The sequence below is a fragment of the Amycolatopsis orientalis genome (assembly GCF_000943515.2).
GTDB lineage: Bacteria > Actinomycetota > Actinomycetes > Mycobacteriales > Pseudonocardiaceae > Amycolatopsis > Amycolatopsis orientalis.
This window is the reverse complement of record NZ_CP016174.1, coordinates 2,171,441-2,190,554: the sequence shown is the minus strand read 5'-3', so window position 1 is coordinate 2,190,554 and position 19,114 is coordinate 2,171,441. Positions and strand designations below refer to the sequence as shown.

Below are 19,114 nucleotides of genomic sequence, written 5' to 3'. Positions count from 1 at the left end.
ATGGTCGGTGATGTTCCAACCAGAATAAGGCGACGGTGCAGTGTTCGCAATCGTGGCCGGTCGCTCAGAGCGTGAGCCTCCCTTCTCGCCGTCTGTTGCGGAGACGGGAGCCTTCAGCCCTGGTCAAGCAGGGTCGCGAGTGGCAATGATCGTTCTATTGAAGGGGTAAGCAAGGTGCGTGTCGCGAAAGCCACTTTCGCGACGTCTGATGTCCCGAAAGTGGCTTTCGCGACACGAGCGCGGCCGGGTCCGCCACGAGCCGTCCGCCTGGACACGCGTGTCGTCCGTCTGATCACGTGTGTCGCCCCTACAGTCACGCGAAACCGTCCGACTGTAGGTCGCTGAGACACGGTTGGTTCTCTTGCCCCTAGGGCAAAGGTGGCGCCACGATCGGTGGCGCCACCGGAAAGACGCGAAGGGGCCCGTCACCGCATCAGACGCAGTGAAAGCCCCCTCAGCCCAGCTGACGAGCACACTACCCTTGCCTTACCCCTCGAGTATCCGTCCTTGCCGCTCTCGAACCCGACCAGCGTTAATGCGACTGAGCCGAATCCCCCGTCGGCCACCGACACGGCCATTGCTTCCGGCGCAGAGGTCGCGAACCTAATGAGCGGCGTACGCGAACCGCTCCAGGTCGACCCCCTCCAGGAGGTGGAGCGCCGACCGAAGCATCTCCTCGGCGGATTCGTGATCACAGCGCTCAGAAGTGCGAAGCGCTTCGGCGGCGTTCGACAGGCCGACCATGAGATCCACACGCTGATCTTCGGCCAGCGCGTCGGACTTCCCGGTATCAGCGCGCACCAGCCTGTCGACGTATCGCTCGAGCCAACTCGCCAATTCCAGATGAGGCAGCAGCGCACCCGTGGGCCTGGGCGGGGCCACGGGCAGCTTTCGATTGCTCTTCAAAGGTCGACTACCGATCCCCTGCGAACTCACGATATCCATCCCTCATTGTCGTCGTCCCCGGGCAGACCGAACCCTGTTGTAGAGCAAGGACTTCCTGCCCATGCGGTCGTTCACGACCATTTGCTGTATTGGCAGGTTAGCAGAAGGAAGAACGACTTGAGCCGGAAAACATGTCAACTGCACTAAACGGTGAACAATCCGACGGATATCGAACCATTTCGCCGGATTTAGTTGTCGCACCAGTAGGTAAGACACTTTTCCGCGGCAAGCCAAAGGGACCGGCATCCTGACCGGAACGGAGTAATACAATAGAGCTACTGTGCTACTTCCCATCCTTCCACTCGGATATCAAGAAGTAGCACTGAACCCGACAGAAAACCCGCCGGTACCGAACATTCCATCACCATTTGCCACTCGGCGGACGAGCTCCACGGTTCACGGTGACCGTCGCCCCGGGCCGCGCATCACACTTCTCGCGCGCGAGCAACAACCCGATCGACTGAATGACGCTACGCGCTCACCCCGGCACGCACGCCACGAATCCGAGTGTTCCTCCCCGTGACGCCGGGCCTCGGACCGGCATGAAGAAAATCTTAAGACTGAACATGGAGCCTTCGTCTTGTCCGCACCGACACGGCCCACGAGCGAAAGGGGCGCGATCATGACGAGCTCCACACTGTCCTTGGCCGGAACCGCCAAGGATGTCCGCGACGCCGCCTTGCACTACTGGAGCTGCTTCGGCTGGCCGGTACGGACCAGTTACACCGAAGTTCTCCTCACCCTCCAGCGAGACATGCTCGCGGTGGTCATGGACACCGACCGCGGCGGACCGCTGCTCCGGGAACTGGAGGCAGCGGGGTCGCGTGGCTGCGTGCTGAGCCTGCGTGGCAACGGGGAACCGTGGTGGGCCTTTCTCATCACCGCGCCGGAATCGCGGCGAGTCGCGCTGCCGCCGGGCGTGTGGGTATTGAGCGAAGGCACGGATCTGCCCCTCCCCCAGGGTTCGACCCCGGCGAACGGTGTCGGCTGGATACGCGAGCCCGTCCCCGGCGGAACGCTCTTCGACGGCGACTTGTTACTGGACACCGCAGCCGTCTGAACCATGACAAAACGGCAGGTACGCGAAGGGACCCCGGGCAACCTGGGGTCCGACCACAGTATCTCGCCCAGAAGTTTCGCTTACAGGGCGTAATCGGCAGATCATCACTTCAGGTCATCAGGCCGATCGGGTGAGTTGGTTGGCAAGGCGGCCCTCGAACGACCTGCGGTAGCTGACTCAACCATCGGTACTCGTGAGCACACGGCGGAGGCGAAGATGCACTTGCAACTCGACCTCTTCGGTCCAGTACGAGCCTGGCGCGGCGGCGACGAGATCGTGCTCGGGTCGGCCCAGCGCCGGACCTTGCTCGCGGTACTGGCGTTTCAGGCGAACCAGGTCGTCACCCGGCCGGACCTCATCGACGCGATCTGGGGTGACAAGGCACCGGCGAGCGCCAACGGCAGCATCTACACCTACGTATCCTCGCTCCGTTCCGCCCTCGACCCCTCTCGCACGCTCCGTGACGCCGCCGATGTCCTGGCTTCGAGTGGTCCCGGCTACTGCCTGCGTGTCGACGCGGACGCGATAGACGTCGTCCGATTCGAGAACCTCCGCGAACGAGCCCGGCTCTGCCTGCGCGGGCAAGACGTCGACGGCGCGCTCGCCGCGTTGGACAATGCGATCGGACTCTTCAAAGACGAGCCGATGGCCGGCTTGTCCGGCCCGTACGCCGAAAACCAGCGTGAACGGTTGAGGGAACTCCGGCTCGACGTCGTCGAACGCCGCGCAAGGATCATGCTCGACGTCGGTGAGCATCAGCAGGTGCTCACCGATCTGACGCCGGTCGCCGCCGCGCACCCTGTGCGTGAAGGCCTGCAGAGTCTTCACCTGCTCGCGCTCTACCGTTGCGGGCGCCGCGACGAGGCGCTGGGCGCGTTCGAGCGGCTCCGTGCCACCACGATCGATGAACTCGGCGTCGAGCCGGGCAGCGAGCTCACCACACGTTACGAGCAGATCCGAGCCGATGACCCGGCGCTGTGGAACGGGCAGGTCACCACTCCGCGCGCGACGGTCAGCGCCCCGGCACCCAGTCCCGAGCCTCGCGAACCCTTCGTGGGCAGGCACTGCGAACTGGCCGCTATCCAGACAGCGGTACACGAACTCGGTGCGGGACACGGCTGTTCCGTGTGGCTGGAGGGCGAACCGGGCATCGGCAAAACCGCGCTCGTCGCCGAAGGGCTCGCGCAAGCCGGAGCCGGCAATGTCGCCATCACCGGAGCGGACCGGTTGGAGCAGGACGAACCGCTCCAGGTGGTGTTCGACTGCCTCGACGTCAAAGAGAGCTCGGTGGACGGTAGACGCCGCAAGGTGGCGCGTGCGGCCCGCGATCTCGTCGAAGGGGATGAAGCGGGGGCTGACGAGGTGATCGATCTTGTCGTCGGCCTCGTCGGAGAGTTGTGCCGTGAACGGCCCTTGGTCCTGGTGATGGATGACCTCCAATGGGCGGATCCGGCCAGCCTCGAAGCCTGGCGACGCCTCGCGCTCGAGGCCGACCGGCTCCCCCTTCTCCTCGTCGGTGTGAGCAGGCGGGTGGCCGCCGATCACCGGCTCACCGCGTTGCGCACCCGTGTTTCCATGATGGACACGCACATCCACAAGCTGGCGCCACTTTCGCAGCAGGAGGTCCACGATCTCCTCGCCGCCCGTACCGGTGCCGTCCCGGGCCCGGCGCTGCTCGAACTGGCCGGTACCGCGGCGGGGAACCCGCTCTTCGTGCGGGATCTCGTCACCGCATTGGCCGGGAACGAACCGGCGGAGACCGCGTCCACCGAGGGCGTTCCGGTCGTCCCCCAGCCCGCGCTGGAAGCGGTCGGCCGCCGTCTGGGCTTCCTCTCCGCCGCCGCCTCGGAGCTGCTCCGGTGGGCTGCGCTCCTGGACGGGTCGTTCACTCGCGACGATCTCGCCGCGGCGTTGGGCAGGCCCGCGGCCGAGCTCGATCATGTCGTCGCCGAGGTGGAGGCGGTCGGCCTGATGACCTGCACCCGGGGCAAGCTCGGCTTTCGGCATCCGATCGTCCGCGAGGCGCTCTACGCCCGGACTCCGACCGCGATCCGGCTGGCCTTGCATCGGCAGCTCGCGGAAGCGCTCGCCGACGTCGGCGCCCCCGTGGAACGCGTGGCGTTCCAATTGCTCGCCGCTCCCATCCCGGTCGACAATTGGTTCTGTACCTGGGTGGCGCGTGAGATCTACCAGCTGGCGCCGCGATCGCCGCTGGCGGCGATCCGGCTGCTCCAGCGGGTGAACACCTCCGGGAGCATTCCCCCGGCCCTGCGGGAACCGCTGGGGATCGCGACGGCGCGGATCAAGCTCTGGCTCGAGCGGGACCTCACCGCGGAGGCCGGCCAGGTCGCCGCCCGGACCGAAGACCCCGAAGTGCTCGCGGAGATGCGCTGGCTGCTCGCCTTCTCTCGGCTCCTCCGGGGCAATACCGACCAAACCGTGCAGGGTGTCAAGGAGGCACTGGAAGACCACCGGCTCCCCTCGGCTTGGCGTGCCCTGAACGAGGCCATGCTGGCGCGGGTCCGGACCGGTGGCTGGCCGGCGGACGGGAATCCCACCGAGGAACCGTCTCCTGCCTTGATTCCCTACCAACGGACGATGCCCGCCCTCGATCCCGTGGAGTCCTACTGGCTCGGCCGCTGGGACGCACCACAGAAGGACCTCACACGCCGGCTTCGCAGCGGGGTGACCCTCGCGCGGCACACGCTCGAGAGGTCCGGGGCTTTGCGCCGTCTCTCGGGTGTCGCCGCGGTGATCGCCGCACATCGGGGCAAGCCGGACGACGCGCGTACGCATCTGATGTCCGTATGGGCCTTGGCTCCCGCCGGCGCCATGGGTCACGACGGTGCTGAATTCATGCTGGTGGCCAACGCGATGCTCGCCGAGGCGGAGGGACGGCCGATGGCCGCGTTCGACCTGTTGTCGGGGCTGTTGGAGTTCGAGGACGAAGCACGCTGCCCATGGCTGCCCGGCCTGGTGCGGATCGCGATGGATCTCGGTGAGTACGAGGTCGCCGAGCTGGCGACTTCGTTGTGCGAAGGCGCGCCGGGATACCGAATCGAGGCCCTTCGGTGCCGAGCCCTCGTCGACGGGGATCCCATGACCGCGTTCGCCGCCGCCAAACACCTGCGAACGGCGGCGAACCGTTTCGGTCAAGCACAAGCCTTGGAAGACGCCGCCGCTCTCCTCGTCCGGCAAGGCAAGACGGTCAAGGCCGACGCGGCCTTACGGATCGCTTTGAGCGGTTACGACGGCCTGGGCGCGATCGCCGACATCCAGCGGGCCGAGAAGCGCTTCAGCCACGGCCGCGAGCGGGCCCGCCGATGAGCGAAAAGCCGTTCAGGGTGCAGGCGCTCGGCTCTCTGCGTGCCTGGCTCGGCGACGACGAACTCGAGCTGGGGCCGGCCCGTCAGCGCGCCGTCTTCGCCGCATTGGCGACCAGGGCGGTGACCAGGCCGATCACCAGGGCCGAGCTGATCCAGGCGGTCTGGGGTGACGCCGCGCCGGCCAGCGCGAACGGCAGCGTGCACACCTACATCTCGGGGTTGCGCCGCATCCTGGAACCGAGCCGGACCCGCTGGTCCACCGATGGTCTGCTGGTGTCGGACTCCGCGGGCTACCGGCTCCGGCTCGCTCCCTCGGCACTGGACATCGGCGAGTTCGACACGCTGCGCGAGACCGCTCGCGCGCACTGGCAGGAAAACGACGCCGCCGGCACGGTCGAAACGCTGGACCGCGCGCTGGCACTGTGGAGCGGGGAAGCGCTGACCGGTGTCCCCGGGCCCCATGCCGAGTCGCTGCGCGCCGGTTTGGCCGAACAACGGCTCGCCGCACTCGAACTCCGGGCGGCCGGCCTGCTGGCCTTGGGAGCCCACGAGGACCTCGTCTCCGAACTGACCCTTCTCGTCCGCGAGCACCCGTTACGGGAGCCGCTCTGGCATTCCTTGATGATCGCCCTGCACCGCGGTGGCCGGACCACCGAGGCGCTGGACGCCTTCCGCATGGCTCGCGAGATCCTGCGTGACGAGCTGGGTGTCCAACCTGGACGGCAACTCGTCGAGATCCACCAGCGGATCCTCGTCAACGATCCGGAACTGGCCCCGCCCGTCGCACGTGCGGCAGCCGTCGAGACACTGTCGGTGCTCCCGGGCCCGGTCGCTCACGCTTTCGAGACCCGGAGCGAGACATCGCCCGTCTGTCACGGTCGCGAAGAAGAAGTCGCTGTTCTTCGGCAGCTGGCCGAAGACGTTCTCGACGGCCGCGGCCGGACGGTGTGGATCGAGGGCGAACCCGGCATCGGGAAGTCCGAACTGCTCACCTGTGCGCTCGCGGACGTCCGGGATCGCGGCTGCCATGTCGCCTGGGCCGCCGCCAGTGAACTGGAGCAGTTGTTCCCCTTGCAAGTGGTCCTGGGATGTCTCGGGATGGACGCGAAGCGTATCGGAGGGGAGGCGTTGGCGAACGGCGTTGACCCGGTGGCGGCGACCGCGGACCAGATCCTCGCCCACGTCGACCGGCTGTGCGCCACCGCGCCGCTGGTGATGGTCATCGATGACCTGCAATGGGCGGACGAGGCGAGCGTGCTGATGTGGAACCGGCTCTCCGCGGCCACGAGGCAACTTCCGCTGCTGCTGATCGCCGCGTCACGCCCGGTGCCACGGCGGGAGGAACTGGTGCAGGCGCGCAATGCCGCGGAGGCCCGCGGGCTCGAGATGATCACCCTCGGTCCGCTCACCGTGCCCGCCGCCGAAGACGTCCTCGGTGACCTCATCGGCGCACGTCCCAGCAAGGAACTGTGCTCGCTCATCATCAAGGCCGCGGGTAATCCGCTCTACCTTCGCGAGGTGACGGGTGCCCTGATCCGCGAAGACGCCCTCACCATCGTCGACGGAGTCGCGCACGTGCGGGCGGGTACCGACTTGAACGCACCGGAATCCCTGCGGGACGCGGTCGCCCGGACGCTGGACCTGCTCGGAGACCTCTCCAGGGAGACGGTGCGCCGGGCGGCGGTGCTGGGCATGGAGTTCGGCCTGGCGCAGGTGGCCGCCACGATGGGAAAGATGCCGTCCGAACTGCTCGGTGTCTTCGAAGAAGTGATGGAGCTGCGGATCATCGTCGACACAGGGACACAGTTGGCGTTCCGGCATCCGATGCTCCGTTGGGCGCTGTACAACGAAATTCCCGAGAGAGTCCGGGCCGAGTGGCATCGCCGCGCCGCCGAGTCGCTGGCGAAGATCGGTTCGGGGGTCGAACAGGTCGCCCAGCAACTCGCCGCCGTTCCCGCGGCGGTCGACGACTGGGTGATCAGCTGGCTGGCCGACCATCACGAGTCCCTCGCCAACCGTGCTCCTTCGATCGCCGCCGTCCTCCTGAACCGGGTAGTGGACGAATGTCCGGCCGACGACCCTCGGCGCGAGGCGCTGCTCTCCGCCTACGTTCTCGTCTTGTTCCGGCTCGACCAGGAGCCCTTCGAGCTGGCGCGAGAAGCCATGCTCACCAGCCGTGACCCGGACCGCGCCGCGGAGATGCGTCACCTCGCGGCGGCGATGGCGTACCGCCGCGGGGATACGGAAGCCGCGACGCTTCTTCTGGAGCGCAACGCATCCGGGGAAACCCCGCCGATCTGGCGGGAACGGCGACGCGCCCTGCTGGCGAACTTCGAGCGCGGGACCCTCGACGATCTCGAAGAGGCTTTCAGCAAGGCCTTGCGTTCCTATCGGCGGGCGCTCGCGGTCGGCGAGCCCTATCCGATCGGACACGCGCTGCAGACACTCTGGCTCGTGAAGTCGATCGAGCGCGACCACGAAAGCGCGCTGCGCCATATCGAGCACGCCATCGAAGCCGTGGACGGTCATCGAGAGCACGCGGGGTTCTACTTCGACCTGCTCGACAACCGCCTCTTCACCTTGCAGAATCTCGACCGGCTGGACGAGGCGGGTATGACGCTGCGCATTGCCCGGCGCGCGGCCGCCAAGTATTCACTTCCTCATGGGCTGCAGGTCTCTTCCGCCGTTCACGATTATTGGATCGGCGAATGGGACGACGCGCTGGCGGAGCTGGACACCGTCACCGAGGACGGGCCTGCGATCACCTTCCACGGTCATCGGGAACCCGGCGCGGCCGCCTTGTTGCTGCACGGTGTCGCCGGGTTGATCCACGGACGCCGAGGTGAGCCCGAGCAGGCAGCGGCCCATCTGTATGCCGCCGAAGAGCACATTCCGGTCACCGACTCCGAACGGGAGAGTTGCGACTTCCTGCTGATCGCCCGTTCCATCCAGGCCGAACAGCGTGGCGACCCTGGTCAGGCCGTCGCTCTCCTCAGCCCGATCATGGACACCACCTACGCCGCGATGATGCTGCGGCATCAATGGCTTCCGTGGCTCATCCGGCTGGCCACGGCCCAGGGCGACGACGAAATCGTCACGAGGGCCCTCGGCGTCTGCCGGGAAGAGGCCGCGAAAGAGGGCGTGCCCGCACGTGCGACCGCGGCCGCATGGTGGTGCGAAGCCCTCGTCTCCGGCGACCCCGAGCCCTTGCTGAACGCCGTCGACCACTATGACAAGGTCGGTCGACGGATGGAGCTCGCGTCGGCGCTGGGTGACGCCGCCGTCCTGCTCGCCGGAAAAGGCAGGCTGGACGAGGCGCAGGCGGCGGCCAACGACGCTGTGGCCGGCCTGGACCGTTTCGGCGCGCAATGGGACGTCGAGGCCCTCGAACAGCGCCTGCGAAAGTACGCGATCGTCCCCGGACGGCCGGAGAAAGCCGTCGCGGCGGGCTGGTCTTCCCTGTCCGCCATGGAGCGGGCGGTCGCGACCTTGGCGGGACAAGGCCGCTCGAATCCGGAGATCGCCACCGCGCTGGCGCTCCCCCGCCGCACCGTGCAGGCGCACGTCACTCACGTCCTCGCCGAACTCGGCCTGAAGTCGCGCAACGGTCTCGCCGGATTCACCGATCAACCAGGCAACGCGTTCATCTCGATGACACGCGCGTAGTAGCGGGCACTGTCCTTCACGGTTCGGCGCAGTCCATTGTCGAAGTCGACTCTGACCAGCCCGAACCGCTGCGAGTACCCGAGCGACCATTCGAAGTTGTCCAGGAGCGACCAGACCACGTAACCGCGCACATACGCTCCCGCCTCGATCGCCGCGTGAATCGCGTGTAAATGATCGTGGAGGTACTGCTCACGCTCGATGTCCCGGATCCGGCCGTCCTCATCGACCCGGTCTTCGAAGGCTGCGCCGTTCTCCAAGACCTGTGTCGGCAGTCCTCCCGTGTGCTTGTGGAGCCAGACGAGGAGATCCGTCAACGAATCGGGCGACTGTTCCCACCCGATCGACGTCAGCGGCCCCCTCGGCGGGGTCACATCCACCCCGCGCAGGCTCGGCAACCCGCAGTTGCTCACGGCGTTCACGTCCTCCAGCGGGGTGACCCGGGCCGGGGCGTAATAGTTGACCCCGAGCCAGTCCATCGGCTGCGCGATGGTCTCGAGGTCACCGTCGTGAATGACCGACGTCCAATCACCGAGGTGCCGGCTGTCGGCCAGGACATCCTCCGGATAGCCGCGGCCCAGGGCGGGGTCGAGGAAGAAACGGTTGTGCAGGCCGTCGAACTTCCGCCTCGCCTCGCGATGCCGTTCATCGTCGACGTCGACGAGCGCGGGGGCGAAGTTCAAGGCCAGACCGAACTCCTGCCCCGGCCTGGCCCCCGCGCGCAAGGCCTGCATGGCGAGGCCGTGGGCGAGCATCAGGTGGTGCGCGGCACGCATCGCGAGCACCTCGTCGGTGTGCCCGGGAGCGTGCAGCCCGGTGCCGTAGCCCAGGAACGCCGCGCAAAACGGCTCGTTGACCGTCGTCCAATGATCGACCCGGTCGCCGAGCAATTCCTGGACCAGCGCCGCGTAGTCGGCGAAGCGATAAGCCGTGTCCCTGGCAGGCCAACCGCCGTCGTCCTCGAGCGCCTGCGGCAGGTCCCAGTGGTAAAGCGTCACCGAAGGAGTGATTCCCCGGTCCAGCACGGCGTCCACCATGCGGTCGTAAGCCCCGAGCCCGCGCGCTTCCAGGGTGCGCCCGTCCGGCATCACGCGCGGCCACGAGATCGAGAACCGGTAACCGGGGATACCCATCCCGGCGATCAGTGCGAAATCTTCTTCGTAGCGGTGGAGGTGGTCGCAAGCCACGTCCGCGACATGCCCGGAGTGGATCTTGCCTTCAGTCGCCGTGAAGGTGTCCCAAACCGACCGGCCACGCCCGTCTTCCGTGACACCGCCCTCGATCTGGAAGGCCGAAGTGCCCACCCCCCAGCGGAAATCGGGTGGGAAACGGTACGGCTGCGCATCGTTCATCGGGGTCCTCTCATCTCTTCAAATCCGGGTTCGGCACGCCGCGTAAGGCGCCCTGGACTATGTGCCGCGCCAGCAGGACGAACAGCGCGATCACCGGGATCACCCCGAGTGTCGCGCCGGTGAGCATCAGCGCGTAGTCGGTGTAGTAACCGCTGGCCAATGTCGACAACGCCACCTGGACGGTGGGACTGTCATGCGGGTCAAGGACGACGAGCGGGAAGAAGAAGTCGTTCCAGGCCGCCATGAACGTGAGCATCGCCAGTACGGCCGCCTGGGGCCGGATGGCGGGCAGCCCGACATGCCAGTAGCCCCGGAGGATCGAGCACCCGTCCATGGTGGCCGCGTCGAGCAATTCACGGGGAATGGCTTCTTCGCAGGCCTGACGCATCCAGAACACGCTGAACGCGCTCACCAGGCCCGGCACGATCACCGCCGGGAGCTCGCCGTACCAGCCCAGTTCGCTCACCACCATGTACAGCGGGATGATCCCCAGCTGGGTCGGCACCATCACGGTGCCGATCAGCAGCAGGAACAGCGTGTCGCGGCCCCGGAACCGCAGTCTGGCGAAGGCGAATCCGGCGAGGCTCGACAGCACCACGTTGGACACCGTCACCGTGCCCGAGACGATGAGCGAATTCTGCATCGCGAGCCAGAAATCGACCTTGTCGAAGACCTCACGCACGTTGTCCAGGAGATGTCCGCCAGGAGTCAGCGGCGGAGTCCGCTCGGCGATCGCGGATCCGTCCCTGGTGGACACCACGAACGACCAGTACAGGGGGAAGACCGATCCGGCCACGACCGCCAGCAGCGCACCGTAGACCAAGAAGCCGGGCCGGCGGCGTCGTTCCGCCATCACGACCTCCCGGGGATCCGGCGGGCGAGGACGACACAGGCCGCCGCGAGCGCCGCGCAGACGAGGAACACCACCCAGGCGATCGCCGCCGCGTAACCGGCGTCGAACTGCCCGAACCCCTTCTCGTACAGGTACATCACGATCGTCTGGAACTGCCGGTCGTCGCCGCCGATGCCTGCCACACCGTTGGTGTCGAACAGCTGGGGTTCGACGAACAGCTGCATTCCGCCGATGGCCGAGACGATCGCGGTGAACAGGATCGTCGGCCGGATCGACGGCAACGTCACGGAGAAGAACTGCCGCAGCCGGGAAGCGCCGTCGAGTTCCGCGGCCTCGTACAGCTCCGCGGGCACGCTCTGCATCGCCGCCAGGTAAAGCAGCGCGTTGTAGCCCGCCCACCGCCAGACGACGATCAACGCGATCGCCGCCTGTGCGGACCACCCCTGGGCGTGCCAGTCGAGGGGTGGCACACCGACGAGGCCCAGCAGCCAGTTGATGACGCCGAAGTCGCGTCCGAACAGCTGCCCGAACACCAAGGCGACCGCGGCCACGGAGACCACGTTCGGCAGCAGGACCGCCGATCGCCAAAAGGTCTTGGCGCGCAACGGCCGGTCGAGCAGGGCCGCGATGCCGAGCGCCAGCACTATCTGTGGCACCGTGGCCAGTAACAGCAGGGTGAGCGTGTTGCCGAGCGCGTTGTAGAACTTGGCGTCGCTGAACAGTGCGGAGTAGTTGTCCAAGGCGACGAAACCTTCGTCGCCGTTGATCAACTGCCAGTCGTGCAAGGACACCCAGAGCGTGTAGAGCAGCGGGAACAGCCCGAACACCGCGAAAAGCGCGAAGAAGGGCATGACCATCAGGATCGGCGTGACCCGCCGATCCCATCGAGCCGAGAATCCCCGCTCACGAAGCTGCGGCACGGGCTTCCGTGACCGCTTGGTCCCAAGCCGCGTCGAGTGCCTGCTTGCCGGATTCCACCCGGCCCAGCGCCGTGCCGAACGTCGGGCGCACCTTGGCGTCCTTCAAACCGCGGTAGTTGGGCTTCAGGCTGTCGGCCGACGCCGCGTAGATCCGGCCGATGGGCGCTCCGCTGAAGTACGGGTCGGTCTTGCCGAGGACCTCCGGCGCACCGTAGGCGACCGGTTCGCTGGGCAGGATGTTGGACTCGGTGAACAGTCGTATCTCCTGCGCCGGCTCGGTCAGCCACTTCGCCAGGTCATAGGCCTCGCGCTGATGTTTGCTCTGCGTGGGCACGGTCAGGAACGATCCGCCGTTGTTGCCACCGCCGCCGGGCACCGCGGTGACGTCCCACTTGCCCGCGTTCTCCGGGCCGCCCGCCTCCTGGATCTGCGTGAGCATCCACGCGGGACAGGCGATGGTGGCGAACGAACCCTGTTTGATGGCGACGTTCCACGGTTGGGTGAACGGGGTCACCCGCGCGGTCTGTCCCTTCGCGCCGATCTGCCCGGCGATGGTGAACGCCCGGCGCAAGGCGGGGTTCTGGTCAGCGATGAAGGAGTCGTCCTTGGCCGAGAAGAAGTTCTCCGGTGACTGGTTCAGGATCGCGGTGTAGATACCGCCCGCCGAGTCGGCGAACTTGGCCGAAGGAACCTTGCCCGAGAACAGGTCCCCCGTCTTCGCGTAGTCCTCCCACGTGGGCCATAACGCGGCCACGGCGGCACGCTCGGTCGGCAGGCCCGCCTGGGCGAAGTAGTCTTTGCGGAAGCACATGGCGAGTCCGCCCATGTCCGTGCCGAGGCCCATCACGGTGCTGCCGCCGTTCGCCAGCCCCTGTTCCCACTTCCACTGCGGCCACTGGTCACGCAGCGCGGCGGCGCCGAAACCGGTGAGGTCGACGAACTTGTCCGCCGACTGACGGAACTGCGGCATGTACTGCTCTTCGATCGCCACGACGTCGGCAGCGCCGCGACCCGCGGCCAGCTGGGTCGCGATGCCCTTGTGATGCGCCTCGAAATCAGCGACCCGGCTCTGGATCTTGACCCCGGGATGAGCCGCCTCGTACTCCTTGAGGAGAGGGCCGTAGCCGAACTCGCCGAAGGTGGCGATGCTCAGGTCGATCTCCTTGTTCTCGGGCGGGCTACTACACCCGGCACCCACCATGCCCGCGAGGGCGACGACCACGATGAAGCGTTTACGCCAGCCGGAAGTCATTCCGTTCCTTCCCTGTCACCACGTCACCCGAAAAGACCTTCAAAGCACTCCGGCACGCATCGCGTAAGCGACCGCGTGCGGACGGTTCCGCAGCTTCAGACGGTTGGTCAGCCCGTAGATCACGTTCTTCACGGTCCGCTCCGAGTAACAGAGCTTGTCCGCGATCTCGACGGTGTCGTGACCTTCGGCCATCAACCGCAGGACATCGACTTCACGCGGCGTCAGACCGGCGGAGTCCGGCCCACGCGAGACCAGTGCCTCCCGCTGCAGCCGCCGCACACCATCGAGCAACTGTCCGAGCAGGTCCGCCGGCAGCCGACCTCGGCCCGGCACGACGGACAGAATCGTTTCGACGAGACGATCGCCCGAGGTCTGCGCTCTCGCCAGTACCGCCACCACCCGGCACTCGACCGCCGACAAGATGTCGTTCTCTCTCAGCTCGCTCGCGACCAGCACCTTCGAAACGTGGCCAATGACCGGGTCACCTCGAAGTTCGGCGGCCGTGTGCTGGGTCATCCGGTCGATGTGCACGACCAGGACGTCACACTCGGTCAGCTCGTGCCGGCCGACCACCATCAGTTCGGGGCGGGTTCGCAGGAAACTCGTCAAGCCCGCTTGCATGATCGTGTCGGTCGCCTGCACCGCGACACGTACCGGTTCCGCCATGTGTCCCTCCGAGTTCGGTACCCCGTGCGTGATGAGGATGCGAAATCGGACTTCACGATCTCTTAACGCCCAGGCCAGAGCATGTTTCGAGCACCCGGTCGAACTTCGCGCGGTACCCTAGCCCCCGTGCGGACCACCGTCGGCCAGCCCGTCGAGCAGGCCACGCAGGCCGAGGTCGAAGAGCACATCCGCGTCGTTCACCCAGGTCTGCCCGAGGCACGTCAAGTACCATGCCCCGTCTGGTCCCGCTCCGTCGCCGAAGAGGTCCGCTGCCAATCCGCGGACGAGCGCGTGCAGCAGGACGCGGTGGTGCAGCGCGGTCGACGAACCCTCTTCCTGCTTGACCGGTTCAGTGACCTCCTCGCCCTGCTCGGCGAGCCACGACAGCGGCCCTAAACCGCTCACATCGAACCGCGTCAGCCACGGATACCGCCGATACGCCGCCCATAGCGATCGTGCGGACGATTCGAGCCGGGACCGGCCTCGCAGACCTTCGTCCACAGGCGCGATCCCGGCCAGAACGGTCTTCGCCATCAGGGTGACGAGCTCAGAACGGCCTTTCACGTGGTTGTACAGCGACATCGTCGCGCCACCCAGCCTGGTCGCGACGGCTCGCATCGACACCGCGTCCAGGCCTTCCTCGTCCGCGATCTCGAGCGCGGTGACGACGATGCGCTCACGGGAATTGTCCCGCCTGCGCCCGCTGCCCGGCCCACCGGCGACCACGGTGTACGCGCCGGGGATGGTTTCGACCAGCCCTTCCGTACGAAGGATGGCAACGGCTTTGGTGGCAGTGGCATGCGCTACCTGCCACTCTTCCGCGATCTTCCGGATCGACGGCACCCGGTCACCGGGCTTGAGCTCGCCGTCGCCGATTCGGCGTCGGATCCCGTCGGCGATCTCCCCCGACCACGTTCTCGGCGCCGTCCCTTTCCGCTGCTGCAAAACGCTCCCATACGCCACGATCGACAACGAGTATCCAACAGACAGTTGTGTTTCCGTCCTGGCTCGGTAAAGCGGTTTCGGGAAACTCGGGACAGCAGGGCACAAACACAGACGACCAGGGCAACACCGATCCTTTTCCGGCAGGGGCCCGGGTGTGCCGCGTCAAGGCCCATAAGTCACGGATTTCCTGCCTCGACAGGAAGGCCGGGCTTCTGAAACCTTGAAAGGTGCCCAGCTTCTCGACGACCCGAAATTCGCCTTCACCGATGAACTCGACTTCTCCGGCAAGTTCGCCTCCGAGTACTGACGAAGCCGGCAGGCCGCACTGCAGATGCCTGTCTCGTTCCGGTCGCGCTTGCAAGGGTGTCGTCCGCTATTCCGCGCCCCTGCGCCGTTACGCGCCCTCATGTCGGCAGCACATGCCGCACGAGGAGCGAACCGCTTTCGACCGAGATCCTTTGTGGTCCTCCGTCGGCCAGGTGATCTGGTTGCTCCGGCAAGCCGAACAAGACCATCGTCCTCCGTTGCGGACGATCGAGGTGGCCGGCGCGATGCGGATCCACCACAGCCGCGCGTCCGAACTGCTCAACGATCTGCAGAAACTCCACCGGGTGAGCGCGAAGAAGACGGGCCGTCACGTCAGATGGTCACTCGGCCCCGTGGAACTGCGATCCTGATTCAGGGCCGAAGCAGCAGTCGGCGCGGGTCGTCCTCGTGCTCGCGCACCTTGGTGAGCCCTTCCGCGATACGCGTCAGTGGAAGAATCGCGCCGATGGAAGCAGAGACGTCCAGCCGCCCGCGCTCGGCGAGTTCGACCAGGTCCCGCAGATGACGGACGCGGTATCCGGTATGGGCGATCACGGTCCGGCCTTCGTCGCCCTCGGAGAACGTCCGCATGCCGAATGATCCCTCGGACGCCGTCTTCACCATGACCAGCCGTCCCCGTGCGCCGAGGGCGGCATGCGCCTGGTCGAACGTCGAATCGCTGCCCACGAAATCGAAGGCCACATCCAGCCCCCGGCCTTTGGTGATCGCCCCGATGTAGGAGGCGACACGGTTGTTCGCCGGATCCAGAGCGACGTCCGCACCCTGTTCGAGCGCCCGTTCGCGACCCTCGGGGCGCCGGTCAAGGGCAAGGATCGGCGAGGCACCGCAAATCCGGGCCAGCCGGACCAGGTGATTGCCGATTCCGTCCGAACTCCAGACGCCGACGGCTTCGGCAGGCCGCAGCCCCGCGGCGTCGATGGCACCGTACGTGGTGGACAACGCACCGGAGAGAACCGCCGCGTGCTCGAGCGGCATGGCACCGGGAACGGCGACCAGCGCCGTCGCCGGAGTGACCAGATATTCTGCCAGCGCCCCGTCGTAGTGTTCGCCCATGAACCGCAGGTCGGAGCAGTTGTCCGCGCTGAGACCCTTCCGGCACTCGGGGCAGTTCCGGCATGCCCGGCCGTCCGCGACGACCACCCGGTCGCCGGGTGCCCACAACGCCACGTCTTCCCCGACCTCGGCGATGACACCTGCCGCGCCATGACCCGGCGTATAGACGGGCGTCCGTGGTGCCGGGGAAGCGTCGAACCAGGCCAGATCGGATCCACGGATCCCGCAGGCGGCGACCCTGACCACGACTTCATCGCGCCGTCGCGCCGGCACTGGGACTTCCGCTACTTCCGGATTCCCGGTGACGGGACTGAACCGGACCGCCCGCATGGTGAGGGGAAGTCCATGCTGGATACTCACGGCTTTCGCAGCCCTGCCGCGCCACGCGGGAGGAAACTCGTCAAGGTCACCGGCGCTCCCCTCGATATGGCGCAAAGCCGACGATTCCCAAGTTCGTCAGCGGGCAACTGGCACGGTAACACAGGGAAGACCTGCCATCCGCACGGAAGAAAAGGCACGACGGTTGACCGTTGGGACATTCGGCCGGGCAAGACCCCCAGCCCTCGTCGTACCGTGGGGCATGGCCACGGAAACCAGTGAATCACTCGATCACCTACGCCGTTGCGCCATCGACGGATGCGCCTGGCGCGGTTTGTGTCCCGATCATGACATCGACGTTCACATCGACGCCGACCTCAACCGGCTGATGCGGCTCAGGCCCTTCGGCGCGGGACGCAAGCACCAGCGCTCCGCCGCCCACTACGCCCAGAGCCACCGGGGCAAGTTCGCCGTCACCGTGACCACCATCGAAGAGCGCCGGAAGAATCCGCCGGTGACCGTCCGGCGAAAGCGTCGCATCGTACATCCGGACACGCTCGCGGCAATTCGTGAGCTGACCGCGTCTCTCCGCTATCAGCGCACTGACCCGAGTGCTTCTCCGCGCACTGAAGCGCAGCAGGTAGCCGAAGAGCGAGACCAGGTCTCTCCTGCCGTCGAACCGGTGTTCGTGGAAAGTCAGCCCGACTCGATGCAGGAGCCGGAGCCGGTGAAGCCGAGTCCCGCTCTGCTCGCCCACCTGCGACGGCCGGTCGCGGACGAGCCGGCCCCCGCTCCCGCACCCGCGCCCGCCCCGATCGCGCTTCCCCCTGAGGTTCGGTTCGAGGAACCCGCTTCACTCTTGACCCTCGCCGGTTCGTCCTCGTCCGCCGCGCTGAAGTCGGCGATCGCGGCGATGCGCAAGGCCAGGACGCAACCGAAGCATTCCTGAGCCGCAAAGCCGTAAGCGGCGTTCCAGAGCACGCGAGTGCGGCACTGCCTTTGCCGCACTCTCAGGGCCCCGGCAAAGTCGTTATGGCTGGTCGGCGGGTGAGATTAAGGGGTACGTCAAATCTGGCACACCTTCCCCGGTACATGATGGCCTCCTTCCTTGCGCCAGGCGCAAGGAAGGAGGCCATCATGTACTTCGAGGGATGCCTTCACTACCGTCTGGGCCGACCACCCCCCAGCTGACGTTGCGAAGAGGTCTTTCGCAACCTGCCACGTTTGCCCTACCCCTCAAGAGAACCCTCATTACCACTCACGACCCAGTCGCAAAGCCACGCAAAGCACCTGGATCGGGCACTGCAGCCTCGGAGAGTGTCCCTTGTGGACAGCCGAGAACGCGTCCCCAGGCGTCGCCCGACCAGCGGCAACGACTTTGCCGGGGAGGTTGCCCCACTCGCCGGTATCCGGCAGTCGCCCGCCACGGAAGCCTTCGGATCCGTGGCGGGCGATCTGGTCCATCCGTCAGCCGAAGAAGACCGATGCGACCGCGTTGTCGAAGCCGACGCCGGCGAGGTCGGCGACATCACCGTCGATGACCAGTGATTTGCCCTTGCAGTCCCTCGCGCTCCAGATCTTCAAGGAACCCGCGGCGGCGATCGACGAGGCGACCCCTACTCGGGCGACATTCTTGCAACCGCTTCCGGCCACCCCCTGCGAGGCTTCGTTGTCACTGAAGTCCTTGGCATCGAACAGGACCGCACTGGTCGCCGGCTTCTGCCCCTCCGACGCCGGCGGGGGCGTCTCGCCTGCCGGGGCGCCTTGTCCCGCCGCCTTCCGGCCGTCAGGTGCGACACCGAACCAGGTACCACCGACACCCTGCCCCTTCGTATCACCGGGTGCGGTGTCCTTGGCGAACCGGTACACCGGCCAGCCGCCGATGGTCACCTGCAGGGAACCGTCACTCCGTCGAACCGTGCCCACCGCGGACTTCTTCACTCCGGCGAGAAAGACCTTGCTTCCGGCAGTCACCAGAACCGGCGGCCAGGTCTTCGCGCATTCACCGTCACAGGTGGACTTCGACGGCTTCGCGGTGTCCTTGTCGAAACGGTAGAGCGTAAGGCCGGCACCGTTCACGACGACCGGGCTCAGGTCGCCTGCCTTGGTGGCCTTGAGCTGCACCCACTTCCGGGCGGTGGTCCGCTCCGCGGTGTTCGGTGTCCCGTCCGAGCCGGTGGCCCAGTCCCCCGTCTTCTCTTCCGCGTTGTTCGCCTTGGCCGTGCCGGCCAGCAGCGTGGGGCCGCTGCCGCCTTCTTCGGCCTGCACGGGTGCGGCCGGGGCCGGCGCGGGCTGCGGCGCCGGTGAGCCACAAGCCGCCAACGAAAGCGCACCCACGGTCATCAAGACGGAAATCGACACGAGTCGTTTGCTGAACAATTTGATCTCCCTACACCTGTCCTCCAGGCCTTCCGGAGGAACCCATGCCACCCAC

14 protein-coding genes are annotated in these 19,114 nt (G+C 66.7%); 5 read left to right on the top strand and 9 right to left on the bottom strand.

Annotated features, from left to right (window positions below):
- Positions 1 to 603: 603 nt before the first annotated feature.
- Positions 604 to 837 (bottom strand): hypothetical protein, encoded by a 234-nt coding sequence (locus tag SD37_RS10050; RefSeq protein WP_236725312.1) that lies wholly within the window; start codon positions 835 to 837, stop codon positions 604 to 606.
- Positions 838 to 1,567: 730 nt separating this feature from the next.
- On the opposite strand from SD37_RS10050, the gene SD37_RS10045 reads away from it, so the two are divergent.
- The 3 genes from SD37_RS10045 to SD37_RS10035 all read left to right on the top strand — a co-directional run bounded on the left by SD37_RS10045 (position 1,568) and on the right by SD37_RS10035 (position 8,997).
- Entirely contained in the window at positions 1,568 to 2,005 is a 438-nt protein-coding gene (locus tag SD37_RS10045) for a hypothetical protein (protein ID WP_044851436.1), read from the top strand.
- A 216-nt stretch (positions 2,006 to 2,221) separates the two neighbouring features.
- The gene (locus SD37_RS10040) at positions 2,222 to 5,332 is read left to right on the top strand and encodes a BTAD domain-containing putative transcriptional regulator (protein WP_052674933.1); all 3,111 of its coding nucleotides are present in this window, start codon (positions 2,222 to 2,224) and stop codon (positions 5,330 to 5,332) included.
- Positions 5,329 to 8,997 carry a BTAD domain-containing putative transcriptional regulator gene (locus SD37_RS10035; protein ID WP_044851435.1) on the top strand — a complete coding sequence of 1,223 codons (3,669 nt, stop codon included), beginning with the start codon at positions 5,329 to 5,331 and terminating at the stop codon, positions 8,995 to 8,997. Before SD37_RS10040 ends, SD37_RS10035 begins: the two co-directional genes overlap by 4 nt.
- On the opposite strand, the gene SD37_RS10030 is transcribed toward SD37_RS10035, so the two are convergent.
- The 6 genes from SD37_RS10030 to SD37_RS10005 all read right to left on the bottom strand — a co-directional run bounded on the left by SD37_RS10030 (position 8,958) and on the right by SD37_RS10005 (position 14,982).
- A complete protein-coding gene (locus SD37_RS10030) occupies positions 8,958 to 10,346 on the bottom strand; it encodes a GH1 family beta-glucosidase (protein WP_044851434.1) in 1,389 nt (462 codons plus the stop codon). The genes SD37_RS10035 and SD37_RS10030 overlap by 40 nt on opposite strands.
- A 10-nt stretch (positions 10,347 to 10,356) precedes the next feature.
- Complete coding sequence (locus SD37_RS10025) at positions 10,357 to 11,199, bottom strand: carbohydrate ABC transporter permease (protein WP_044851433.1); 843 nt, start codon at positions 11,197 to 11,199, stop codon at positions 10,357 to 10,359.
- On the bottom strand, positions 11,199 to 12,056 hold the full coding sequence (locus tag SD37_RS10020; protein ID WP_052674932.1) for a carbohydrate ABC transporter permease: 858 nt from the start codon (positions 12,054 to 12,056) through the stop codon (positions 11,199 to 11,201). Before SD37_RS10020 ends, SD37_RS10025 begins: the two co-directional genes overlap by 1 nt.
- Positions 12,057 to 12,102: 46 nt before the next feature.
- Positions 12,103 to 13,371 (bottom strand): ABC transporter substrate-binding protein, encoded by a 1,269-nt coding sequence (locus SD37_RS10015; RefSeq protein WP_044851431.1) that lies wholly within the window; start codon positions 13,369 to 13,371, stop codon positions 12,103 to 12,105.
- A 39-nt stretch (positions 13,372 to 13,410) separates the two neighbouring features.
- Entirely contained in the window at positions 13,411 to 14,037 is a 627-nt protein-coding gene (locus tag SD37_RS10010) for a helix-turn-helix transcriptional regulator (protein ID WP_044851430.1), read from the bottom strand.
- A gap of 117 nt (positions 14,038 to 14,154) precedes the next feature.
- Positions 14,155 to 14,982, bottom strand: a complete 828-nt coding sequence (locus tag SD37_RS10005) for a GntR family transcriptional regulator (RefSeq protein WP_236725311.1) — start codon at positions 14,980 to 14,982, stop codon at positions 14,155 to 14,157.
- Positions 14,983 to 15,506: 524 nt separating this feature from the next.
- Here SD37_RS10005 and SD37_RS43635 point away from each other — a divergent pair.
- Positions 15,507 to 15,659: a hypothetical protein gene (locus SD37_RS43635; RefSeq protein ID WP_236725310.1), complete on the top strand. Its 153-nt coding sequence runs from the start codon at positions 15,507 to 15,509 to the stop codon at positions 15,657 to 15,659.
- Position 15,660: 1 nt separating this feature from the next.
- Here SD37_RS43635 and SD37_RS09995 read toward each other — a convergent pair whose 3' ends face one another.
- Positions 15,661 to 16,608 (bottom strand): alcohol dehydrogenase catalytic domain-containing protein, encoded by a 948-nt coding sequence (locus tag SD37_RS09995; RefSeq protein ID WP_236725309.1) that lies wholly within the window; start codon positions 16,606 to 16,608, stop codon positions 15,661 to 15,663.
- Positions 16,609 to 16,942: 334 nt separating this feature from the next.
- Here SD37_RS09995 and SD37_RS09990 point away from each other — a divergent pair, with 334 nt between their 5' ends.
- On the top strand, positions 16,943 to 17,629 hold the full coding sequence (locus SD37_RS09990) for a hypothetical protein (protein WP_044851427.1): 687 nt from the start codon (positions 16,943 to 16,945) through the stop codon (positions 17,627 to 17,629).
- Between the two features lie 518 nt (positions 17,630 to 18,147).
- On the opposite strand, the gene SD37_RS09985 is transcribed toward SD37_RS09990, so the two are convergent.
- Entirely contained in the window at positions 18,148 to 19,059 is a 912-nt protein-coding gene (locus tag SD37_RS09985) for a lipoprotein (protein WP_044851426.1), read from the bottom strand.
- Between the last annotated feature and the right edge of the window lie 55 nt (positions 19,060 to 19,114).